This is a genomic window from Pseudomonas sp. S3_E10, assembly GCF_054667615.1.
In genome coordinates this window covers 5205667-5222149 of record NZ_CP162743.1, presented here as the reverse complement: position 1 = coordinate 5222149, position 16483 = coordinate 5205667, and the positions used below count along the sequence as shown (strand labels likewise).

Genomic DNA, 16483 nt, shown 5'->3' with positions numbered 1-16483 from the left:
TTCCAAAGCGGGTTTGACCGCCACGCTAAGGGCGCCTGCGACAACCTGGCAAGCGCTACCCGAGGCAAACTTGATCGCCGTCAAGCGAGCATTGCAACGCTGCGCCATAGTCTGGCCGGGCACTAAGAACCTGCGCCCCGCACCCTGTTGTGCGGCATCGCAAAGGTCTTGCCTGAGGAGTAAATGGAATGCTGACTCGCAACCGAACCACCTTCATCCCGAGCCTCGCCGCACTGAGTTGCGCGCTGGCCCTGGCACTGCCCTTGACCGCCCATGGCAACACACAACCCGCGCTGATAAAGACGGCGGGCGCGCCGGATATGAGCCAGGCCGATTTCGATACGTCCAAGCAGATTTATTTCGAACGCTGCGCCGGTTGCCACGGTGTGCTGCGCAAAGGCGCCACCGGTAAACCGCTGACGCCGGACATCACCCAGGCCCGTGGCCAGGCCTACCTGGAAGCGCTGATCACCTACGGTTCCCCCGCCGGCATGCCGAACTGGGGCACCTCCAACGCGCTGACCAAAGCACAGATCACCAGCATGGCCACCTTCATCCAGCACACCGCGCCCACGCCGCCGGAATGGGGCATGGCCGAGACCCTGAAGACCTGGAAGGTGCTGGTCAAACCCGCCGACCGACCGAAGAAACAGCTGAACATGCTCAACCTGGAAAACCTGTTTTCCGTGACCCTGCGCGACGACGGCAAGATCGCCCTGGTCGATGGCGACACCAAGCAGATCGTCAAGCTCATCGACACCGGCTACGCCGTGCACATCTCGCGGATCTCGGCGTCGGGGCGCTACCTGCTGGTGATCGGCCGCGACGCCAAGATCGACATGATCGACCTGTGGCCAGCCGAGCCGACCAAGGTCGCCGAAATCAAGGTGGGCATCGAAGCGCGCTCGGTAGAGACGTCCAAGTTCAAAGGCTATGAAGACACGTATGCGATTGCCGGTTCCTATTGGCCGCCGCAGTTCACCATCATGGACGGCGAAACCCTGGAGCCCAAACAGATCGTCTCGACCCGCGGCATGACCGTGGACAAGCAGGAGTACCACCCCGAACCGCGCGTGGCGGCGATCATTGCCTCCCATGAATGGCCGGAATTTATCGTCAACATCAAGGAAACCGGCAAGGTGATGCTGGTTAATTACCAGGACATCAAGAACCTCACCATCACCACCATCGACGCCGCGCCGTTCCTGCATGACGGCGGTTGGGACAGCACCCATCGCTACTTCATGACCGCTGCGAACAATTCCAACAAGGTCGCGGTGATCGACTCCAGGGAGCGCAAGCTCACCGCCCTGGTGGACGTGGGCAAGACCCCACACCCAGGGCGTGGCGCCAATTTTATCCACCCCACCTATGGGCCGGTGTGGGCCACCAGCCACCTGGGCGACGGCGGCATTTCGGTGATCGGTACCGACCCGGTCAAGCACGCGCAGTACGCCTGGAAACAGGTCGAATCGCTCAAGGGCCAAGGCGGTGGTTCGCTGTTTATCAAGACCCATCCCAACTCCCATCACCTGTACGTCGACACCACCCTGAACCCCGACACCAAGCTGAGCCAATCGGTGGCGGTGTTCGACATAAACCAGTTGGACAAGGGCTACAGCGTACTGCCGATCGCCGAGTATTCGGGGATCAAGCAAGGCGCGCTGCGCGTGGTGCAACCTGAATACAACAAGGCCGGTGACGAGGTGTGGTTCTCGGTGTGGAACGGCCAGACCGAAGAGTCGGCGCTGGTGGTGATCGACGACAAGACCTTGAAGCTCAAGCAGGTGATCAGGGACAAGCGCCTGATCACGCCCACCGGAAAATTCAATGTCTACAACACCCAACACGACATTTATTGAGCCCCATCAACACGAGGTCTCCCCATGAAAAATAGGCTCCTGGCACTGCTGGTATCCGCCGCCGCGCTCAGCCTGCAACCGGCGCTGGCGCAAGACGGCCTGGCATTGTTCAACAGCAAACCCTGCGCCGCCTGCCACAGCGTCGACAGCAAGCGGGTCGGCCCGGCGTTGAAAGACGTCGCGCAAAAGAACACCGGTGTGAAGGACGCCGCCACCACCCTGGCCAGCCATATCAAGAACGGCACCCAGGGCAATTGGGGGCCTATCCCGATGCCGCCGAACCCGGTGACGGACGACGAAGCCAAGGTGTTGGCCGAGTGGATCCTGAGCCTGAAATAAGCACGAGGAGCGCGCCATGCAAGCATCAATAATCGGTACCGCCATGGCGCTGCTCCTGCTGATTGCCACACGGGCAGCCGCGACACCCGACGCTGCCCGCCTTGAGCACCTGCTGACCCAGGACTGTGGCGCCTGCCACGGCCTCTACCTCACCGGCGGCCTGGGCCCGGCGCTGACGCCCCAGGCCTTGGCCGGGCAAAGCCGCGACAGCTTGATCGCCACCGTCACTGACGGCCGCCCCACCCGCGCGATGCCGGGCTGGGCGCCATTGCTCAGCACGGACGACATCGCCTGGCTGGTCGACCGCCTCTTGCAAGGAAGCCCGGCACCATGATCCGCCCTACGCTCTTAACCTTCTGCCTGCTGCTCGGCGCCTGCACCCAGCCACCGCTGCGCGGCAGCGGCGACCTGGGCCTGGTGATCGAACGCGCCAACGCCAGCGCGCAAATCATTGAAACCAGCGGCATGACCACGCTGGCGCGCATTGAGGGCCTGGGCGATCTGTCCCATGCCTCGGTGGTGTTTTCCCGCGACCAGCGCATGGCCTATATTTTTGGCCGTGACGGCGGGCTGAGCAAAGTCGATCTGCTCCGCCTGCGCATTGAAAAACGCATCCTCCAGGGCGGCAACAGTATCGGCGGCGCCATCAGCCAGGATGGGCGCCTGATTGCCGTCTCCAACTATCAGCCCGGCGGCGTCAAGGTGTTCGATGCCGCCACCCTGGCGCTGGTCGCCGATATCCCCGCCAGCCAGTTGCCCGACGGTAAACGCTCGCGGGTGGTGGGCCTGGTGGATGCGCCCGGTCAACGTTTCGTGTTCAGCCTGTTCGACAGCGGCGAAATCTGGAGCGCCGATTTCAGCCAGGGCGACACGCCGCACATCACCCGCTTCACCGGTATCGGCGAGCAACCCTACGACGCCTTGATCACCGCCGATGGCCGTTACTACATGGCCGGGCTGTTCGGTGAAGACGGCATGGCGCAACTCGACCTGTGGCACCCGGAAAAAGGCGTCAAGCGCGTGCTGGCCGACTATGGCCGCGGCCAGGCCAGGCTGCCGGTCTACAAGATGCCCCACCTGGAAGGCTGGGCCGTGGCCGACAACCAGGCGTTCGTGCCGGCGGTGGGCCGCCACCAGGTGCTGGTAATGGACGCGCGCAGCTGGCGACAGAGCGCCGCGATTGCCGTGGCCGGCCAGCCGATCTTCGTCACCGCGCGGCCGGATGGGCGCCAGCTGTGGGTCAACTTCGCCTACCCGGACAACGACCGCGTCCAGGTGATCGACAGTGAAACCCATCAGATCGTCGCCGACCTGCGCCCCGGCCCCGGCGTGCTGCACATGGAGTTCACCGGGCGTGGCGAACAGCTGTGGCTGTCGGTGCGCGACGGCGAACAGGTGCAGGTCTGGGACCCGTATCGCCTGACGTTGCTCAAGACCTTGCCGGCCTTGAGTCCCAGCGGAATTTTCTTCAGCAGCCGCGCACAAAAAATGGGGTATTGAGATGGACCTTGACCTGCTCAGCCAACAGTTGATCGAGCGTTACCAGCACGGCATGCCGCTGTGCGCCGAACCGTACCGGGAAATGGCCCAGGTGCTGGGCTGCGGCGAGGCCGAGTTGATGGCCTGCCTGCAACGCCTGGAACTGGCCGGCGCCCTCTCGCGCATTGGCCCGGTGTTCGAACACACCCGCGCCGGCGCCAGCACCCTGGCCGCGCTCGCGGTGCCGGTCGAGCGCCTGGAACACGTGGCACGGCGCGTAAGCCAGTACCCGGAGGTCAACCACAACTATGCCCGCGAGCACCACTACAACCTGTGGTTTGTATTGACCGGCCCGCATCGCCAACACCTGCAGCAAATACTCGATGAGTTGGAAAAAGACACCGGCCTTACCCCGCTGGATTTGCCGATGCTCACCGCCTACCGCATCGACCTGGGCTTTTCCCTGGGGGCACACCCGTGATCACGCCCTTGAGCCAGGAACAAATGCTCGAACTGCGCCAATGCCTGGAACGCGGCCTGCCCCTGGTGAAACGGCCCTACGACGGCCTGGCCGAGCAGATCGGCGCCCATCACGACCAGGTTTTACAGCAGATGCGCCAATGGCACGAGCAAGGCCTGTTCCGCCGCGTCGGCCTGGTGCTCAATCATCGCGCCCTGGGCTTCGTGGCCAATGCCATGCTGGTGCTCGATGTGCCGGATGCGCTGGTCAATGAAGTCGGTACACGCCTGGGCCGCGCCAACGGGGTCAACCTGTGTTACCAGCGGCCACGGCGCTTGCCGCAGTGGCGCTACAACCTGTTCTGCATGGTGCATGGCCGCGAGCGCGAGGCCGTCACCGTGCATATCCACGCGTTGCTGCACCAGCAACAACTCAGCGACCTGCCCTACCAACTGCTGTTCAGCACCCAGGCGTTCAAACAATGCGGCGGGCGATTTGCGCCGCCGCCTTCACAGGTATGGGCCCATGGATGATCTCGACCGCCGCTTGATCAACCGCCTGCAACGCGGCTTGCCGCTGGTGCGCCAACCCTGGCGGCAACTGGCCGAGGAACTGCACAGCCACCCCGGTGAGTTGCTCGACCGCCTGCATGCGTTGCTGGAGGACGACGTGCTGACCCGCTTCGGGCCGATGTTCGATATTGAGCAGCTTGGCGGTGCCTTCACCCTGGCCGCGCTGGCGGTGCCCGAGCCACGTTTCTACGCGGTGGCCGCGCAGCTCAACGCACTGGCGCAGGTGGCCCACAACTACCGCCGCGATCACCGTTGGAACATGTGGTTTGTGCTGGCCTGCGCCAGCGAGGCGGAACTGGCCGCCACCCTGTCTCGCATCGAGGCCCTGACGGGGCTGGCGGTGCTCAACCTGCCGAAGGAGCAAACGTACCATGTCGGTGTGTATTTCCCAGTCTGAAACCCCGCTGGCCCTGCGCCTGATCGCCCTGACCCAAAGCGGCCTGCCGCTGGTGGAAGACCCCTGGGCGTGGCTGGCCGAGCAGTTGGGCCTGGGCGTCGAGTCGACCCTTGACCTGCTCAAGCGCCTGCAGGCCGAAGGCGCGATCCGGCGCATTGCCGCGGTGCCCAACCACTACCGCCTGGGCTATCGCCATAACGGCATGACCGTCTGGGACGTGGCCGATGAGCAGATGCCGCGCCTGGGCGAATTGATCGGTGCGCAGCCGTTCGTGAGCCATTGCTACCGCCGCCCACGGCGCGTGGATTGGCCGTACAACCTGTTCGCCATGGTGCACGGGCGCAGCCGCGAAGAAATCGACAGCTACCGCGAGCACCTGCGGTTTTTGCTGGGGGATGCCTGCCGCACCGACGAGATGTTGGTGAGCAGCCGCATCCTGAAAAAACCGGCTTGCGCCTGCCCCCCTCGCACTAGAAGGAATGCCCCATGCTGCGGATCAGTCAGTACCTGCGCACCCTCGCCGGCCAATGCGCGCCACCCCGCACCCCGGCTCCCGGCAGCCCGCGCGCACCGGTGGTGATCTGGAACCTGTTGCGCCGCTGTAACCTCACCTGCAAGCACTGCTACGCCACCAGCGCCGACAGCGTGTTTCGCGATGAGCTGGACACCCCGGCGGCGTTGCGGGTGATCGATGACTTGCACGCGGCCGGCGTGCGCGTGTTGATCCTCTCGGGTGGCGAGCCGCTGCTGCGCGAAGACCTTTTTGAACTCAGTGCCTATGCGCGAAAGCTGAAGTTTTTCGTGGCGCTGTCGAGCAACGGCACGTTGATCGACGAGGGCAATATCCAGCAGATCGCCGACGCCCGCTTCGACTATGTGGGCATCAGCATCGACGGCCTGGAAGCGACCCACGATGCCTTCCGCCAGATGCCCGGCAGTTTCCAGCGTTCGATGCATGCCATTGGCCTGTGCCGCGAGGCCGGGATTCGTGTGGGTCTGCGCACCACCCTGACCCAGGCCAACCATGCGCAGTTGCCGCAATTGCTGGCATTGATGCGCAGCCACGACGTGCAAAAATTCTACCTGTCGCACCTCAACTACAGCGGCCGCGGCAAACGCAGCCGCCAGCTGGATGCGCACCGTCAGATGAGCCGCGACGCCATGGCACTGATTTTTCGCCAGGCCTGGAGCGACATTGAAAACGGTGTGTACAGCGACTTTGTCAGCGGCAACAACGACGCCGACGCCATCCTGTTGCTGCAATGGGTGCACCAGCATTTGCCCGAGCATTACCCGCAGCTCGAACACCTGCTGCATGGCTGGGGCGGCAATGCGTCGGGCAGCGGCATCGCCAATATCGACAACACCGGCGAAGTGCACCCGGACACCTACTGGTGGCAGCACTCGGTAGGCAATGTGCGCCACACGCCGTTCCGCCAGCTCTGGCTGGAGCAGCCCGACCCCTTGCTGCTGCGCCTGCGCGAACACCCGCGCGCCATCGGCGGGCGCTGCACCGATTGCCGCTGGCTGGCGATCTGCAACGGCAATACGCGCACCCGCGCCTGGGCCGATGGCGACCTCTGGGGCGCGGACCCCGGTTGCTACTTCACCGATGCCGAAATCGCCCGCCAGCCGGCCAACCTGATCCCTTGCTCGACCACCCAGTGACACAACCGGGGGCCGCCCAACCTGATGATGAACCAAGGATGTCTCATGCCCACGCCCACACCCTTACCCGCCAGTTTGCACAGCCCCTTCCACCCCGGCGAAGTCGCCCTGGTCGGCGCCGGGCCCGGTGACCCACGCCTGTTGACCCTGCGCGCCTGGAGCCTGTTGATGCAGGCCGACGCGGTGGTATTCGACCGGCTGATCAGCGCCGAGCTGCTGGCCCTGATCCCCTTGAGCTGCGCCCGCCACTACGTGGGCAAGGCCAGCGGTTACCACAGCCTGCCCCAGGCTCAACTCAACGAACTGCTGGCCGAGCTGGCAGACGAGGGCCAACGCGTGGTGCGGCTCAAGGGCGGCGACCCGTTTATTTTCGGGCGCGGCGCCGAAGAGCTGGAGTACCTGCTGGCGCGGGACATTCCCTGCCAGGTGGTGCCGGGCATCACCGCCGCGGCCGGTTGCAGCGCCTATGCCGGTATCCCGTTGACGCACCGCGACCTGGTCAACTCCTGCCGTTTTGTCACCGGCCATTTGCAACGCGATGGCGCGTTGAAACTGCCCTGGGCCAGCCTCGCCGAGCCGAGCCAGACCCTGGTGTTCTACATGGGCTTGTCGAACCTGGCGCTGATCGCCGAACACCTGGTGGCCGCCGGTTTGCCGGGCGACACGCCGGCGGCGTTGATCAGCAATGGCGCGCGCGCCGACCAGCACGTGGCCCGGGGCACCTTGCGCCAGTTGCCCACCCTGGCCGCCGACTGTGAGCCGGGCGTACCCACCCTCACGGTGATCGGCCAGGTGGTCAACCTGTTTGCCGACGCCGCGCTGCACTACCCGGCCAGCCTGGCGGCGCCGCGCCGACCGGTGACGGTATGAAACGCCTGCTGCTGGTGCCGCTGCTGTGGGCCGGCGCCGCCCACGGCACACCCGCCGAGGACTACCAGCGCTATTGCGAAGGCTGCCACGGGCTCAACCGCATCGGCGCCACCGGCCCGGCGTTGCTTCCAGAAAGCCTGGGGCGAATCAAGCCGGACGAGGTCCGCAAGGTCATCGCGCAAGGCCGCCCGGCCAGTCAGATGGCGGCTTTTTCACCCCAACTGAGCGCATCACAGATCGACGGCCTGGCGAGTTTTCTGCAACAGCCGCCCGTCACGCCGGCGACCTGGAACGAGCCGGACATCCGCGGCAGCCATCGCCTGCTGGCCGACCTGAGCCAACTACCGACCACGCCGCAACACCCGGCCGACCCGCTCAACCTGTTTGTGGTGGTGGAATCGGGCGACCATCACATCGACATTCTCGACGGCGACCGCTTTACCGTCCTCGACCGCTTTGCCAGCCATTTCGCGGTACACGGCGGGCCCAAGTTTTCCCCGGACGGGCGCTTTGTGTACTTCGCCTCGCGGGACGGCTGGATCAGCCTGTACGACCTGCACAACCTCAAGCTGATCGCCGAAATCCGTGCCGGGCTCAACACCCGCAACCTGGCGGTGAGCAAGGACGGCCGCTGGGTGCTGGTGGGCAACTACCTGCCGGGTAACCTGGTGGTGCTCGATGCCCGCGACTTGTCACTGGTCAAGACCCTGCCCACCGGCTCACGGGTCAGCGCGGTGTACACAGCGCCGCCGCGCGACAGTTTTATCGTGGCGCTCAAGGACGTGAATGAAGTCTGGGAATTACCCTACGCCGCCGCGCAGCCGAGCTTCGAACCCCGGCGCATTGCCGCCCGCGATGTGCTCGATGACTTCTCGTTCACCCCGGATTACCGCCAGTTGCTGGCCACGTCGCGCAAGGCCGGTGGCGGCCAGGTAATCGACCTGGACTCCGGCGTGGTGGTCCGCGATATCCCCCTGGCGGGCATGCCGCACCTGGGCTCCGGCACCTATTGGCAACGCGATGGGAAGTGGGTGTTCGCCACCCCGAATATCAGCCAGGGGCAAATCAGCGTGCTCGACGTGGCGACCTGGAAGCCGATCAAGCAGATCCCCACCCTGGGCCCCGGCTTTTTCATGCGCAGCCATGTGCGCTCGCGCTATGTGTGGAGCGATGTGTTTTTCGGGCCGGATAACGATGCGATCCACCTGATCGACAAGCAGACCCTGGAGATCGCCCACACCTTGCGCCCGGTACCGGGCAAGACCGCCGCACATGTGGAATTCACCCGCGATGGGCGTTATGTGCTGCTGAGTATCTGGGCCACCGACGGTGCGCTGATCGTGTATGACAGCCAGACCCTCAAGGAGATCAAGCGCCTGCCCATGAACAAGCCATCGGGCAAATACAACGTGGGCAACAAGATTGAATTTGCCGAGGGGACGTCTCACTGAGGGCGTCAGGCGGGGCACCGAGTGTTGGGACGCTATCGGGAGCAAGCCCCCTCCCACAGTGGGATCGCGGGGTCTAGGGGGCGGCGAATGCCGCACACAGCTCATCCACTTGCCGGCGCCCGGCCGGCAGCACGCAGAGGAACTGCGCCGACAATTCGATCAAGCCGTCACGGTCCCACTGCTCCAGCAGCGGCCAGATCGCCGAGAAATACCGGCTGAAGATCAGCCCGTAACGTCGCTCGATCGCCTGGATATCCAGCTCCAGGTCACAGGCCAGGCGCTCGCTCACCTGCTCACGCAGCGCATCGCCGGTTTCGCGCCGCCAGCCTTGGCAAGTCGGCAGTTGGCCGTTGCCCAGGGCCTGGGCGTAGGCGTGTTCGGCGCTGCTGTTTTGCGCACACAAGGTGTCGATCTGGCTGATGGCGCCCAGGCCCAGCCCGATGTGATCGCAATAGCCATGCAGGCTGAAGCCTTCGCAGGTGCGGCTGAGCCGACCGCGCTCCTGGGCCTGGGTGAGGTCGTCGTCGCCACGGGCAAATTGGCCGAGGCCGATGTAGTGGTAGCCGGCTGCGTCGAGACGTTCGAAGGCCAGTTGACGCATGGCGGTTTTATCCGCCTCGCCGCAAGCGGCCTGGTGCGGCTGCGCACGGTAACGGCTGGGCGGTTGGACGTAGTCGAACAGGTGCAGGCGGTCCGGCTCCAGGGCGATCAGGCTGGCCAGTTTCAGCTCGAAACTGGCAAGGGTCTGCCAGGCGCTGCCGTAGCCGAGGTCGACACTCACCGAGCGAAAATCAAACGTGCGCGCCGCGTCGATCAACGACTGGATGGGTGCCGGGTCGCGGTAATCGGCCTGGGGATCTTCGACACGCGCATCGGGCACGCCAATGCAAACGCGGTTAAACCCCAACTCGCGCAGCAGGCCCACAGTGGCCCAGTCGGTGCGGCGCGGGTCGAGGTCGATGCCGTAGTCGCCACGGCCATGCTCAAGCACGTTGAAACGCTCGCGCAGGGCGGTCATCAGGGCCTGCACATCCTCAATCGGCGCCGCCCCGCGCCACTGCAAATAGTCCACCGGTTGGCGCCGGCCCAGGTGGCAGCCGACCAACTGGATTTCCTGGGCCAGGCTGCGGCGGTAAGCATCGCTTGGCGGGCTCGCCGGCCAGTGCAGGTTAAGCGCCAGTGGGCGTTGACACTGGCGGCTGCCGCGCAAGGCGCGCAACACGTCGAGGGAACCAACACCGGCGTGGAACCTGCGTCTGTCGGCCTGCCCATTCAGGTCCAGCACGCCTTGGGCCTGGGGTGCGCGAGCGAGTGGAATGACAGTGTGCATGACGGACTCCGGATCAGGCGACGGTGAGCCATTGTCCGGTGCGACGCCACGGCGCACCTTGATATGCATCAAGGGCGCTACCAGGTGAGGTAGAACATGCTCTTGGCCAGTAGCACGATGGCGACCATATGGCCGAACAGGCTCAGGTGCACCAGACGGATATAGCGCGCGCTGACGCTGCCCCAGCGCATGCGCGCCATGGTCAGCAAAAAATGCGCGAGCACGCTGGCGGCCAGGACCAGCTTGAGCGTCAACAAGGTGCCGAATGAGGAGGCCCAGGGGGCGGCGAGCACGGGCCGGTAACGCAACCAGACCATGCCGAGCCCCGCGCCGAACAGCACCAGCAATACCCAAGGCATCAGCGCCCGGGCGCGCCGACCGACACCCTGCTCCACCAACACCATCACGCGGGCCGGCAACAGCCGGTGCAAATGCCCCAGGATCAGCACCTCGAAAAACACCGTGCCGATAAAAATCAGCGCAGCAAACAGGTGGGCCAGAAGAAACAACAGATAAAGCATGATGGCCTCGCAGGTCGCGCCGGGCCTCCAGTGTGAGGGCCGGCGTCAGCGTGCGCCTTGATGCCGGTCAAGGCACCGGCAGCCAACCGCTGAAACCACCGCGCGCCGCCAGCGGGCACCAGGCGAAGTCCCCCTCCGAGGGCGGCAAAGGCCGTTGTTCGGCGTGGGGGGGCGGGGCGTTTTTCCAATCGAACACCTTTAGCCCTTTCCAGGCGAGCACCACGCCATGGGCCGGGCTGTCATCGGTGTTGGCCCAGCACGCAGCGGCGGCGGCCATGAAGGCTTCGATCGGTTCGTCGTCGACCTGCATGCGATACGACGAGCCGAGCAGCCAGCGGCAGACGTTCAGGTGGTAGGTCCAATCCCGCGCCGGCCGGTTGCGATAGGCCCAGGTCATGAAGCTGCGAAACAGGTTCAAGCCGTCGGGCGGGTCGAGCTTGAGCAAGGCCGGGCAGATGTCGAACAGGCTGTGCCAGTACGGCAACAGGCGTGCATCCAGGTGCACGAAGCTACGGGCATTGCTTGGGTATTCCGCCCGCGCCGGTTCCGCGCGCGGGCGACGGGATGCCTTGCTCACCAAGTGACGGGCACCTGCAGGCAATTGAGGGTTCATAACATGCACTCACAGTCGTGACGATAGAACGCCGCCTGATCACAGGAGGCACAGGGCACACGTCAGAATGCGGGTGAAGCGCGGGGGTTGGCCGAGGGCCAGGCGTAACGCGGCGGCGCCTTGTTGCGTTGGGCACAGGCACGGCGTGGGGTTTGCCCCAGGCCCAGCAGCCAGGCCAGGCCGATCAGGAACACCAGGGCGACGGTCAAGGCGGCGCACACCGGGCAGGCAAAGTAGTTCGAGATGTTGCTGGAGGCTGCGTCGTTTAACCCTTTGTCGGAAAGTGGCGCCTGTTTACCGCTCACCGAACAGAACGCCCCACCGATCCCGTTGAGCTCCTGGCCCATCATCCGGCCATGGCCCAAACCGCACGCGAACAGGTTCATCAGCACGCAGAAGTACAGGGTCCAGGCGATCAGTGAACGGTCGGGGTGGCTTGAATTCATGGCGGCGACTCTACCACCGAAGCCGCAAAGGGACGAAACGCAGCGCGCCCCTGTGGCAGAACGTCGCAGATTACGCACGCAGGCCTGGGTTGGTAGACTGGGCGCCCTCCTCGTTTACTCCTTTTCAAAGCCTGATGTGTAGATCCAGAGCAATGCAGGCGTTTCACAGGACGCACAGTTGATGAGTACGTTATTCACCCGCCGCAAGGTCCTCACCGGCATGAGCCTGCTGGGTCTGGGCCTGCTGGCCGGTTGTGACAACAGCCCCCGATTGAACTTCAAGTACGGCAAGGACTTGAGCGACAAGATCATGGGCCGCACCTTCAAGCTCAAGAACACCGAGGGCGACACCGTCACCCTCAGTTCCTACCGTGGCCTGATGCCGGTGGTGTTCTTCGGTTTCACCCAGTGCCCGGCCGTGTGCCCCACCACACTGGCTCGCGCCGCCCAGGCCAAGAAGCTGATGGGCCGTGACGGCGAGATCATGCAGGTGATTTTCATCACCCTGGACCCGGAGCGCGACACACCGGAAATTCTCGACAAGTACGTCAAGGCCTTCGACCCCAGCTTCGAAGCGCTCTACGGCACCCCGGAAGAAATCGCCGTGGCCGCCAAGGAGTTCGGGATCTTTTATGAAAAAATCCCCGCCGGCGACACCTACACCCTGTCGCACACCGCCACCAGTTTTGTCTTCGACACCCGTGGCAACCTGCGCCTGGGCCTGCAGGCGTCCCTTACCGCTAAAGAGTGCGCAGAAGACCTGCTCACCGTCATGGAGGTCTGCTAATGACTGCCGTTCAACACCTCAAGCGCTTGACCTTAAGCCTCGCCCTGCTGGGTTTCGCCGCACACGCCAGCGCCCAGGTGCAAGTGACCGACGCCTGGGTACGCGCCTCGGTGCCGGGCCAGCCATCCAGCGGCGCGTTCATGACCATCACCGCCGACAGCGACAGCAAATTGCTGCGTGTGGCCTCGCCGGTGGCCAAAGACGTACAGATCCATGAAATGAGCATGCGCGACGACGTAATGCGCATGGGCCCGGTGGACTCGGTTGCGCTGCCGGCCGGCAAAGCGGTCAAGCTCGACCCGAACGGTTATCACGTGATGCTGATGGGCCTGACCGGGCAGATCAAGGAAGGCGACCAGGTGCCACTGACCTTGACCGTGGAAAACGCCAAGGGGGAAAAACAGACGGTTGACGTGACTGCAACCGCGCGTGGGTTGGATGGCATGGACCATAGCCAGATGCACTGACACACAACGGTTCAACTGTGGGAGGGGGCTTGCTCCCTACCACAGGTATCCAGGCCCTCAATCCACGATAAATAGCTTCGCCCCAACGCTCGTCGAAGAGCGATGCGCCTCCATGTCATTGCCCACCTGGTAACTCATCCCGGCCGTCAGCGTGAACCGGCGACCGTCTTGCAACTCCGTGTGCAACTCGCCTTCCAGGCACAACAGCACATGCCCACGCGTACACCAATGATCGGCCAGGTAGCCTGGGGTGTATTCCACTGTGCGTACGCGGGTGGTGCCGAAATGGCGGGTACGCCATAGCGCGCTGCCCGTGACGCCGGGATGAACGACGGGGTCGACGGTGGACCAGTCGGTGGTACCAAAGGGGACAGCGGTGAGGTCCATGGGTGCTCGGTCGTCAGTTAGCGTGGTGTGAGGCTAGTCGCCCCGAGCGATGGGCGATAGGCACAGATGGCAGGGTTTTTTGGGATACAGGCGGTGGGGACTTTTCGGAGTTTGCGCCGACAAGGATCTAGGCGCCTCGCGTGATCTATCCATGTGTAGTTACAAGTCTTTCTGGCAGCTCTTCGATGACTGGGAAGCCAGCCAGCTCTATCGAAATGTGTTTCGCAAACACGGGGCAAACGACTGGGAAGTCCCGTTCAGACACAAATTGGAAACCGAACTAACCACCAAGGATTTAATGCTGTTAATGGGCACCCTCCATCGTTTTCCGGGACAGTGGCTGATTGTCAGCCTGATTTATCCGCCTAGGCGACCGACAGCAGGCGATCAGCAAATGGCTCTGTTCTGAGAGGTAGATGCTGGGTTTGCAGCGAACTGTCCAGCCCCTGGGCTGCTTCAGCGATCAGGCTGCGATGACAAAAAGCAGCGTCCGCCTCATAACAGACCATGCAGATCCGCTGGTCAGCCGTGCTGCACACTAACGCTTTGAGCACCGTGCCTTGAGTGCGGATATACGCTCGAAAGCCGCAAGCATACGCAGCCCAGTCTCCGTCCTCCTTGTATTGCTTGCGTATCGGTTTAGGGCAACCCAGCGCACGACTATGTTCGTAGGCGATGCCTTCAGCGGCCAGACACTGGGCAAAGGCATTGTTGGAGAAGCCCTTTTTGCGCGATAGCGGGTATTCACGCACATCCAGCACCTTGTCGATCCCGGCCTGCTTCAGGCGCGCGATGAAGGCATTGAGACTGAGGCCCTCATAGCCTGCGGTGTAAAGGTTTATGCAGATTCTCCTGGAGTCTCCCGGCGCGATTAAGGGTAAAAAACGCCGGGACTATATCATCGGTGACAATGGGTCAGGCTTTGAGAATGACGGGCGCAGCAGAAGGTTTACGGTCAAGTGTGCGGACGGACGCGGTTCGCCAGTAGCATGGTTACATCCTCTTGATTGCACCTCGACGGAGGGCACTTTTTGTTCGCCCCGTCGCCGATTTTGGTCAGCGACGGGGTTTCGCAGCACTACACACTAGAATCAACCTGCACAGTCATCAGACCCGCAGGCGGAGCCCGCCTGCGTCTCGATTTATGGCTACTATGCGTGGGAGACCTTCCGGTCTGCCGGGGGTGATTCTTCCTGGTCTGCAAACCCGCGCACAGCTGCCACCCAGACTGTATCGCAGCGGCAAGGTGGTCGTCCTTTTTGTAGCGCCTCCATCGCGGCCTCGCCAAAGCTCGAGCGCTCACACCGATGGGCTCCTGCGTCGTTGAAAGAGTGCCTTACGCACTTAGTCGCTTAGCCATCGGGATACACGCCAACGTCAACCCCGAGGGCGAATGGTAAATAGCCTGCCGCTCGCCCACATATCCACACGCCCGATAGAAGCTCGCGGCATTCAATGTCGCATCCAGCACCACTTCCTTTATCTCCAATGCCCGCGCAACGTCTTCAAGGTGGTCAAGCATCGCCTTGCCGTACCCGCGCCCGATGAATTGCGGCAGCACAAACAACGCGCCCACTTCGTTGTTGGCAAGGTCGAGCATGCCGGTGGCAACAGGCTCATCGTCTATCCAGCCCAGGTAGAACGGTTTATCCATCAACGCGCTGTAGCCATCCTCGGCCCGGCCTCGGGTCCAGAGCGCCATTTGCTCAGCGGTGTAGGCGCCGATGCATTGGCCGCGTATGGCTTCGCGGCGGATGTTGAAAGCGGCATCGGCATCCTCGGGTGTGGCGCGTTTTATTTTCAGCAAGGGGTCCTTCCTTTATCTGTTTTTGGTGCCCTGTCGGTTTGTATTTATCATATGGCCTTTCCCTCCCCCCAGGAACCCGCATGCCCGCCCTCACCCTGCGCAACGCCCTCCCCGCCGACGCCGCCCGCTGCTTCGAGATTGAAACCAGCGCCTATGAAGGCGACGAAGCCGCGACCCTGGAAAAAATCGCCACGCGCATTGCGCAGTACCCGCAAGGCTTTCTGATTCTGGAAGCCAACGGCGAGGTGGTGGGGTTTATCAACAGTGGTTGCGCCCACGAAGTGGTGATGTCCGACGAGGCGTTCAAGGAGTTGGTGGGGCATGCGCCCGAGGCGCCGAATGTGGTGATCATGTCGGTGGTGGTCGACCCCGCGCATCAGCGCAACGGCTACGCCCAGCGGCTGATGAGCGAGTTTGTGCGGCGCGTGCAGGCGCTGGGCAAGCGCACGATTCACTTGATGTGCAAGGCGCGGCATGTGCCGTTGTACGAACATATGGGCTACACCTATGTGCGGCCTTCACCCTCGGATCATGGCGGCATGGCGTGGCATGAGATGGTGATGGCGCTCTAACAGACGGAGAGTTCGTAATGACCGCACCGATTATTGAAATCAGCGACCACGCCAACCCCGACGCCGAGCGCGTGCTGGGCAGTGGCTTGGCCGCGTTCAACGAAGGTGTCACCGGCTACAACGACCGCCTGCCGCTCACCGTGTTGATCAAGGACCCCGAGACCCGGCAGGTCATCGGCGGCATCACGGGTAAAACCACGCTGGGCATGGCCTTTCTCGACCTGTTCCACGTGCCCGCCACCCTGCGCGGCACAGGCCTGGGCAGCCGTTTGCTGCAAGCCTTTGAGGACGAAGCCCGGCGCCGAGGCTGCCTGAATGCCGTGCTGTACACCATCAGCTTCCAGGCGCCGGGGTTTTACGAGAAGAACGGCTGGGTGCGGTTCGGCGAAATACCCTGTGCGCCAGAGGGCAGCAGCCGGGTGTTTATGTCCAAGCGGCTGTAACGGCGAGCGGAA

The 16483-nt window shown here is 63.5% G+C and carries 21 protein-coding genes and 1 pseudogene; 15 read left to right on the top strand and 7 right to left on the bottom strand.

Annotated features, from left to right (window positions below; all coding sequences use genetic code 11):
• The first annotated feature begins 188 nt into the window (after positions 1-188).
• The 11 genes and pseudogenes from AB4N98_RS24025 to AB4N98_RS23975 all read left to right on the top strand — a co-directional run bounded on the left by AB4N98_RS24025 (position 189) and on the right by AB4N98_RS23975 (position 9098).
• Positions 189-1862: a cytochrome D1 domain-containing protein gene (locus AB4N98_RS24025; protein WP_017527313.1), complete on the top strand. Its 1674-nt coding sequence runs from the start codon at positions 189-191 to the stop codon at positions 1860-1862.
• 24 nt (positions 1863-1886) lie between these two features.
• Entirely contained in the window at positions 1887-2201 is a 315-nt protein-coding gene (locus AB4N98_RS24020; RefSeq protein ID WP_068935796.1) for a c-type cytochrome, read from the top strand.
• Between the two features lie 16 nt (positions 2202-2217).
• Positions 2218-2535 (top strand): c-type cytochrome, encoded by a 318-nt coding sequence (locus AB4N98_RS24015; RefSeq protein ID WP_135196930.1) that lies wholly within the window; start codon positions 2218-2220, stop codon positions 2533-2535.
• A complete protein-coding gene (locus tag AB4N98_RS24010; RefSeq protein ID WP_065878742.1) occupies positions 2532-3701 on the top strand; it encodes a cytochrome D1 domain-containing protein in 1170 nt (389 codons plus the stop codon). Before AB4N98_RS24015 ends, AB4N98_RS24010 begins: the two co-directional genes overlap by 4 nt.
• A gap of 1 nt (position 3702) precedes the next feature.
• Entirely contained in the window at positions 3703-4161 is a 459-nt protein-coding gene (locus AB4N98_RS24005; RefSeq protein WP_017527309.1) for an Lrp/AsnC family transcriptional regulator, read from the top strand.
• A 23-nt stretch (positions 4162-4184) separates the two neighbouring features.
• Positions 4185-4673 carry a siroheme decarboxylase subunit beta gene (ahbB, locus tag AB4N98_RS24000; protein WP_065878740.1) on the top strand — a complete coding sequence of 163 codons (489 nt, stop codon included), beginning with the start codon at positions 4185-4187 and terminating at the stop codon, positions 4671-4673.
• Positions 4666-5109 (top strand): Lrp/AsnC family transcriptional regulator, encoded by a 444-nt coding sequence (locus AB4N98_RS23995; protein ID WP_017527307.1) that lies wholly within the window; start codon positions 4666-4668, stop codon positions 5107-5109. The genes ahbB (AB4N98_RS24000) and AB4N98_RS23995 overlap by 8 nt, the downstream gene beginning before the upstream one ends.
• Positions 5084-5583 (top strand): annotated as a pseudogene (ahbB, locus tag AB4N98_RS23990) (siroheme decarboxylase subunit beta). Before AB4N98_RS23995 ends, ahbB (AB4N98_RS23990) begins: the two are co-directional and overlap by 26 nt.
• A gap of 12 nt (positions 5584-5595) precedes the next feature.
• Positions 5596-6777 carry a heme d1 biosynthesis radical SAM protein NirJ gene (gene nirJ, locus AB4N98_RS23985; protein ID WP_065878738.1) on the top strand — a complete coding sequence of 394 codons (1182 nt, stop codon included), beginning with the start codon at positions 5596-5598 and terminating at the stop codon, positions 6775-6777.
• Positions 6778-6822: 45 nt separating this feature from the next.
• A complete protein-coding gene (gene cobA / locus AB4N98_RS23980; RefSeq protein ID WP_017527304.1) occupies positions 6823-7647 on the top strand; it encodes a uroporphyrinogen-III C-methyltransferase in 825 nt (274 codons plus the stop codon).
• Positions 7644-9098: a nitrite reductase gene (locus tag AB4N98_RS23975; protein ID WP_065878736.1), complete on the top strand. Its 1455-nt coding sequence runs from the start codon at positions 7644-7646 to the stop codon at positions 9096-9098. The genes cobA and AB4N98_RS23975 overlap by 4 nt, the downstream gene beginning before the upstream one ends.
• A gap of 73 nt (positions 9099-9171) precedes the next feature.
• Here the strand turns inward: AB4N98_RS23975 and AB4N98_RS23970 are convergent, their stop codons facing one another.
• The 4 genes from AB4N98_RS23970 to AB4N98_RS23955 all read right to left on the bottom strand — a co-directional run bounded on the left by AB4N98_RS23970 (position 9172) and on the right by AB4N98_RS23955 (position 12008).
• Entirely contained in the window at positions 9172-10428 is a 1257-nt protein-coding gene (locus AB4N98_RS23970; RefSeq protein WP_065878826.1) for an oxygen-independent coproporphyrinogen III oxidase, read from the bottom strand.
• A 77-nt stretch (positions 10429-10505) separates the two neighbouring features.
• Positions 10506-10949, bottom strand: coding sequence for a membrane protein (locus AB4N98_RS23965; protein ID WP_017527301.1), 444 nt, complete (start codon positions 10947-10949; stop codon positions 10506-10508).
• 67 nt (positions 10950-11016) lie between these two features.
• Positions 11017-11562 carry a putative natural product biosynthesis protein gene (locus AB4N98_RS23960; protein ID WP_065878735.1) on the bottom strand — a complete coding sequence of 182 codons (546 nt, stop codon included), beginning with the start codon at positions 11560-11562 and terminating at the stop codon, positions 11017-11019.
• A 62-nt stretch (positions 11563-11624) separates the two neighbouring features.
• The gene (locus tag AB4N98_RS23955; RefSeq protein ID WP_017527299.1) at positions 11625-12008 is read right to left on the bottom strand and encodes a DUF2946 domain-containing protein; all 384 of its coding nucleotides are present in this window, start codon (positions 12006-12008) and stop codon (positions 11625-11627) included.
• Between the two features lie 181 nt (positions 12009-12189).
• On the opposite strand from AB4N98_RS23955, the gene AB4N98_RS23950 reads away from it, so the two are divergent.
• Positions 12190-12795, top strand: a complete 606-nt coding sequence (locus AB4N98_RS23950) for an SCO family protein (protein ID WP_003174593.1) — start codon at positions 12190-12192, stop codon at positions 12793-12795.
• Positions 12795-13262, top strand: a complete 468-nt coding sequence (locus AB4N98_RS23945; RefSeq protein ID WP_068935791.1) for a copper chaperone PCu(A)C — start codon at positions 12795-12797, stop codon at positions 13260-13262. Before AB4N98_RS23950 ends, AB4N98_RS23945 begins: the two co-directional genes overlap by 1 nt.
• Positions 13263-13319: 57 nt before the next feature.
• On the opposite strand, the gene AB4N98_RS23940 is transcribed toward AB4N98_RS23945, so the two are convergent.
• The 3 genes from AB4N98_RS23940 to AB4N98_RS23930 form a co-directional block, all read right to left on the bottom strand.
• Positions 13320-13649 carry a DHCW motif cupin fold protein gene (locus AB4N98_RS23940; RefSeq protein WP_017527297.1) on the bottom strand — a complete coding sequence of 110 codons (330 nt, stop codon included), beginning with the start codon at positions 13647-13649 and terminating at the stop codon, positions 13320-13322.
• Between the two features lie 365 nt (positions 13650-14014).
• A complete protein-coding gene (locus tag AB4N98_RS23935; protein WP_241664990.1) occupies positions 14015-14401 on the bottom strand; it encodes a DUF488 domain-containing protein in 387 nt (128 codons plus the stop codon).
• A 584-nt stretch (positions 14402-14985) separates the two neighbouring features.
• Positions 14986-15456 (bottom strand): GNAT family N-acetyltransferase, encoded by a 471-nt coding sequence (locus AB4N98_RS23930; RefSeq protein ID WP_065878731.1) that lies wholly within the window; start codon positions 15454-15456, stop codon positions 14986-14988.
• Between the two features lie 80 nt (positions 15457-15536).
• On the opposite strand from AB4N98_RS23930, the gene AB4N98_RS23925 reads away from it, so the two are divergent.
• Together AB4N98_RS23925 and AB4N98_RS23920 are read left to right on the top strand one after the other, a co-directional pair.
• Complete coding sequence (locus AB4N98_RS23925) at positions 15537-16028, top strand: GNAT family N-acetyltransferase (RefSeq protein WP_460148954.1); 492 nt, start codon at positions 15537-15539, stop codon at positions 16026-16028.
• A 17-nt stretch (positions 16029-16045) separates the two neighbouring features.
• A complete protein-coding gene (locus tag AB4N98_RS23920; RefSeq protein WP_017527293.1) occupies positions 16046-16471 on the top strand; it encodes a GNAT family N-acetyltransferase in 426 nt (141 codons plus the stop codon).
• Positions 16472-16483: the final 12 nt, after the last annotated feature.

Excerpts from the sequence above, each read along its gene's own strand:
- ahbB (WP_065878740.1), top strand. The coding sequence starts at position 4,185 with ATGCTCGAACTGCGCCAATGCCTGGAACGCGGCCTGCCCCTGGTGAAA.
- AB4N98_RS23995 (WP_017527307.1), top strand. The coding sequence starts at position 4,666 with ATGGATGATCTCGACCGCCGCTTGATCAACCGCCTGCAACGCGGCTTG.
- AB4N98_RS24015 (WP_135196930.1), top strand. The coding sequence starts at position 2,218 with ATGCAAGCATCAATAATCGGTACCGCCATGGCGCTGCTCCTGCTGATT.
- AB4N98_RS24025 (WP_017527313.1), top strand. The coding sequence starts at position 189 with ATGCTGACTCGCAACCGAACCACCTTCATCCCGAGCCTCGCCGCACTG.
- AB4N98_RS24005 (WP_017527309.1), top strand. The coding sequence starts at position 3,703 with ATGGACCTTGACCTGCTCAGCCAACAGTTGATCGAGCGTTACCAGCAC.
- AB4N98_RS24010 (WP_065878742.1), top strand. The coding sequence starts at position 2,532 with ATGATCCGCCCTACGCTCTTAACCTTCTGCCTGCTGCTCGGCGCCTGC.
- AB4N98_RS23960 (WP_065878735.1), bottom strand. The coding sequence starts at position 11,562 with ATGAACCCTCAATTGCCTGCAGGTGCCCGTCACTTGGTGAGCAAGGCA.
- AB4N98_RS23950 (WP_003174593.1), top strand. The coding sequence starts at position 12,190 with ATGAGTACGTTATTCACCCGCCGCAAGGTCCTCACCGGCATGAGCCTG.
- AB4N98_RS23925 (WP_460148954.1), top strand. The coding sequence starts at position 15,537 with ATGCCCGCCCTCACCCTGCGCAACGCCCTCCCCGCCGACGCCGCCCGC.
- cobA (WP_017527304.1), top strand. The coding sequence starts at position 6,823 with ATGCCCACGCCCACACCCTTACCCGCCAGTTTGCACAGCCCCTTCCAC.
- AB4N98_RS23945 (WP_068935791.1), top strand. The coding sequence starts at position 12,795 with ATGACTGCCGTTCAACACCTCAAGCGCTTGACCTTAAGCCTCGCCCTG.
- AB4N98_RS23955 (WP_017527299.1), bottom strand. The coding sequence starts at position 12,008 with ATGAATTCAAGCCACCCCGACCGTTCACTGATCGCCTGGACCCTGTAC.
- AB4N98_RS23975 (WP_065878736.1), top strand. The coding sequence starts at position 7,644 with ATGAAACGCCTGCTGCTGGTGCCGCTGCTGTGGGCCGGCGCCGCCCAC.
- nirJ (WP_065878738.1), top strand. The coding sequence starts at position 5,596 with ATGCTGCGGATCAGTCAGTACCTGCGCACCCTCGCCGGCCAATGCGCG.
- AB4N98_RS24020 (WP_068935796.1), top strand. The coding sequence starts at position 1,887 with ATGAAAAATAGGCTCCTGGCACTGCTGGTATCCGCCGCCGCGCTCAGC.
- AB4N98_RS23965 (WP_017527301.1), bottom strand. The coding sequence starts at position 10,949 with ATGCTTTATCTGTTGTTTCTTCTGGCCCACCTGTTTGCTGCGCTGATT.
- AB4N98_RS23920 (WP_017527293.1), top strand. The coding sequence starts at position 16,046 with ATGACCGCACCGATTATTGAAATCAGCGACCACGCCAACCCCGACGCC.
- AB4N98_RS23940 (WP_017527297.1), bottom strand. The coding sequence starts at position 13,649 with ATGGACCTCACCGCTGTCCCCTTTGGTACCACCGACTGGTCCACCGTC.
- AB4N98_RS23970 (WP_065878826.1), bottom strand. The coding sequence starts at position 10,428 with ATGCACACTGTCATTCCACTCGCTCGCGCACCCCAGGCCCAAGGCGTG.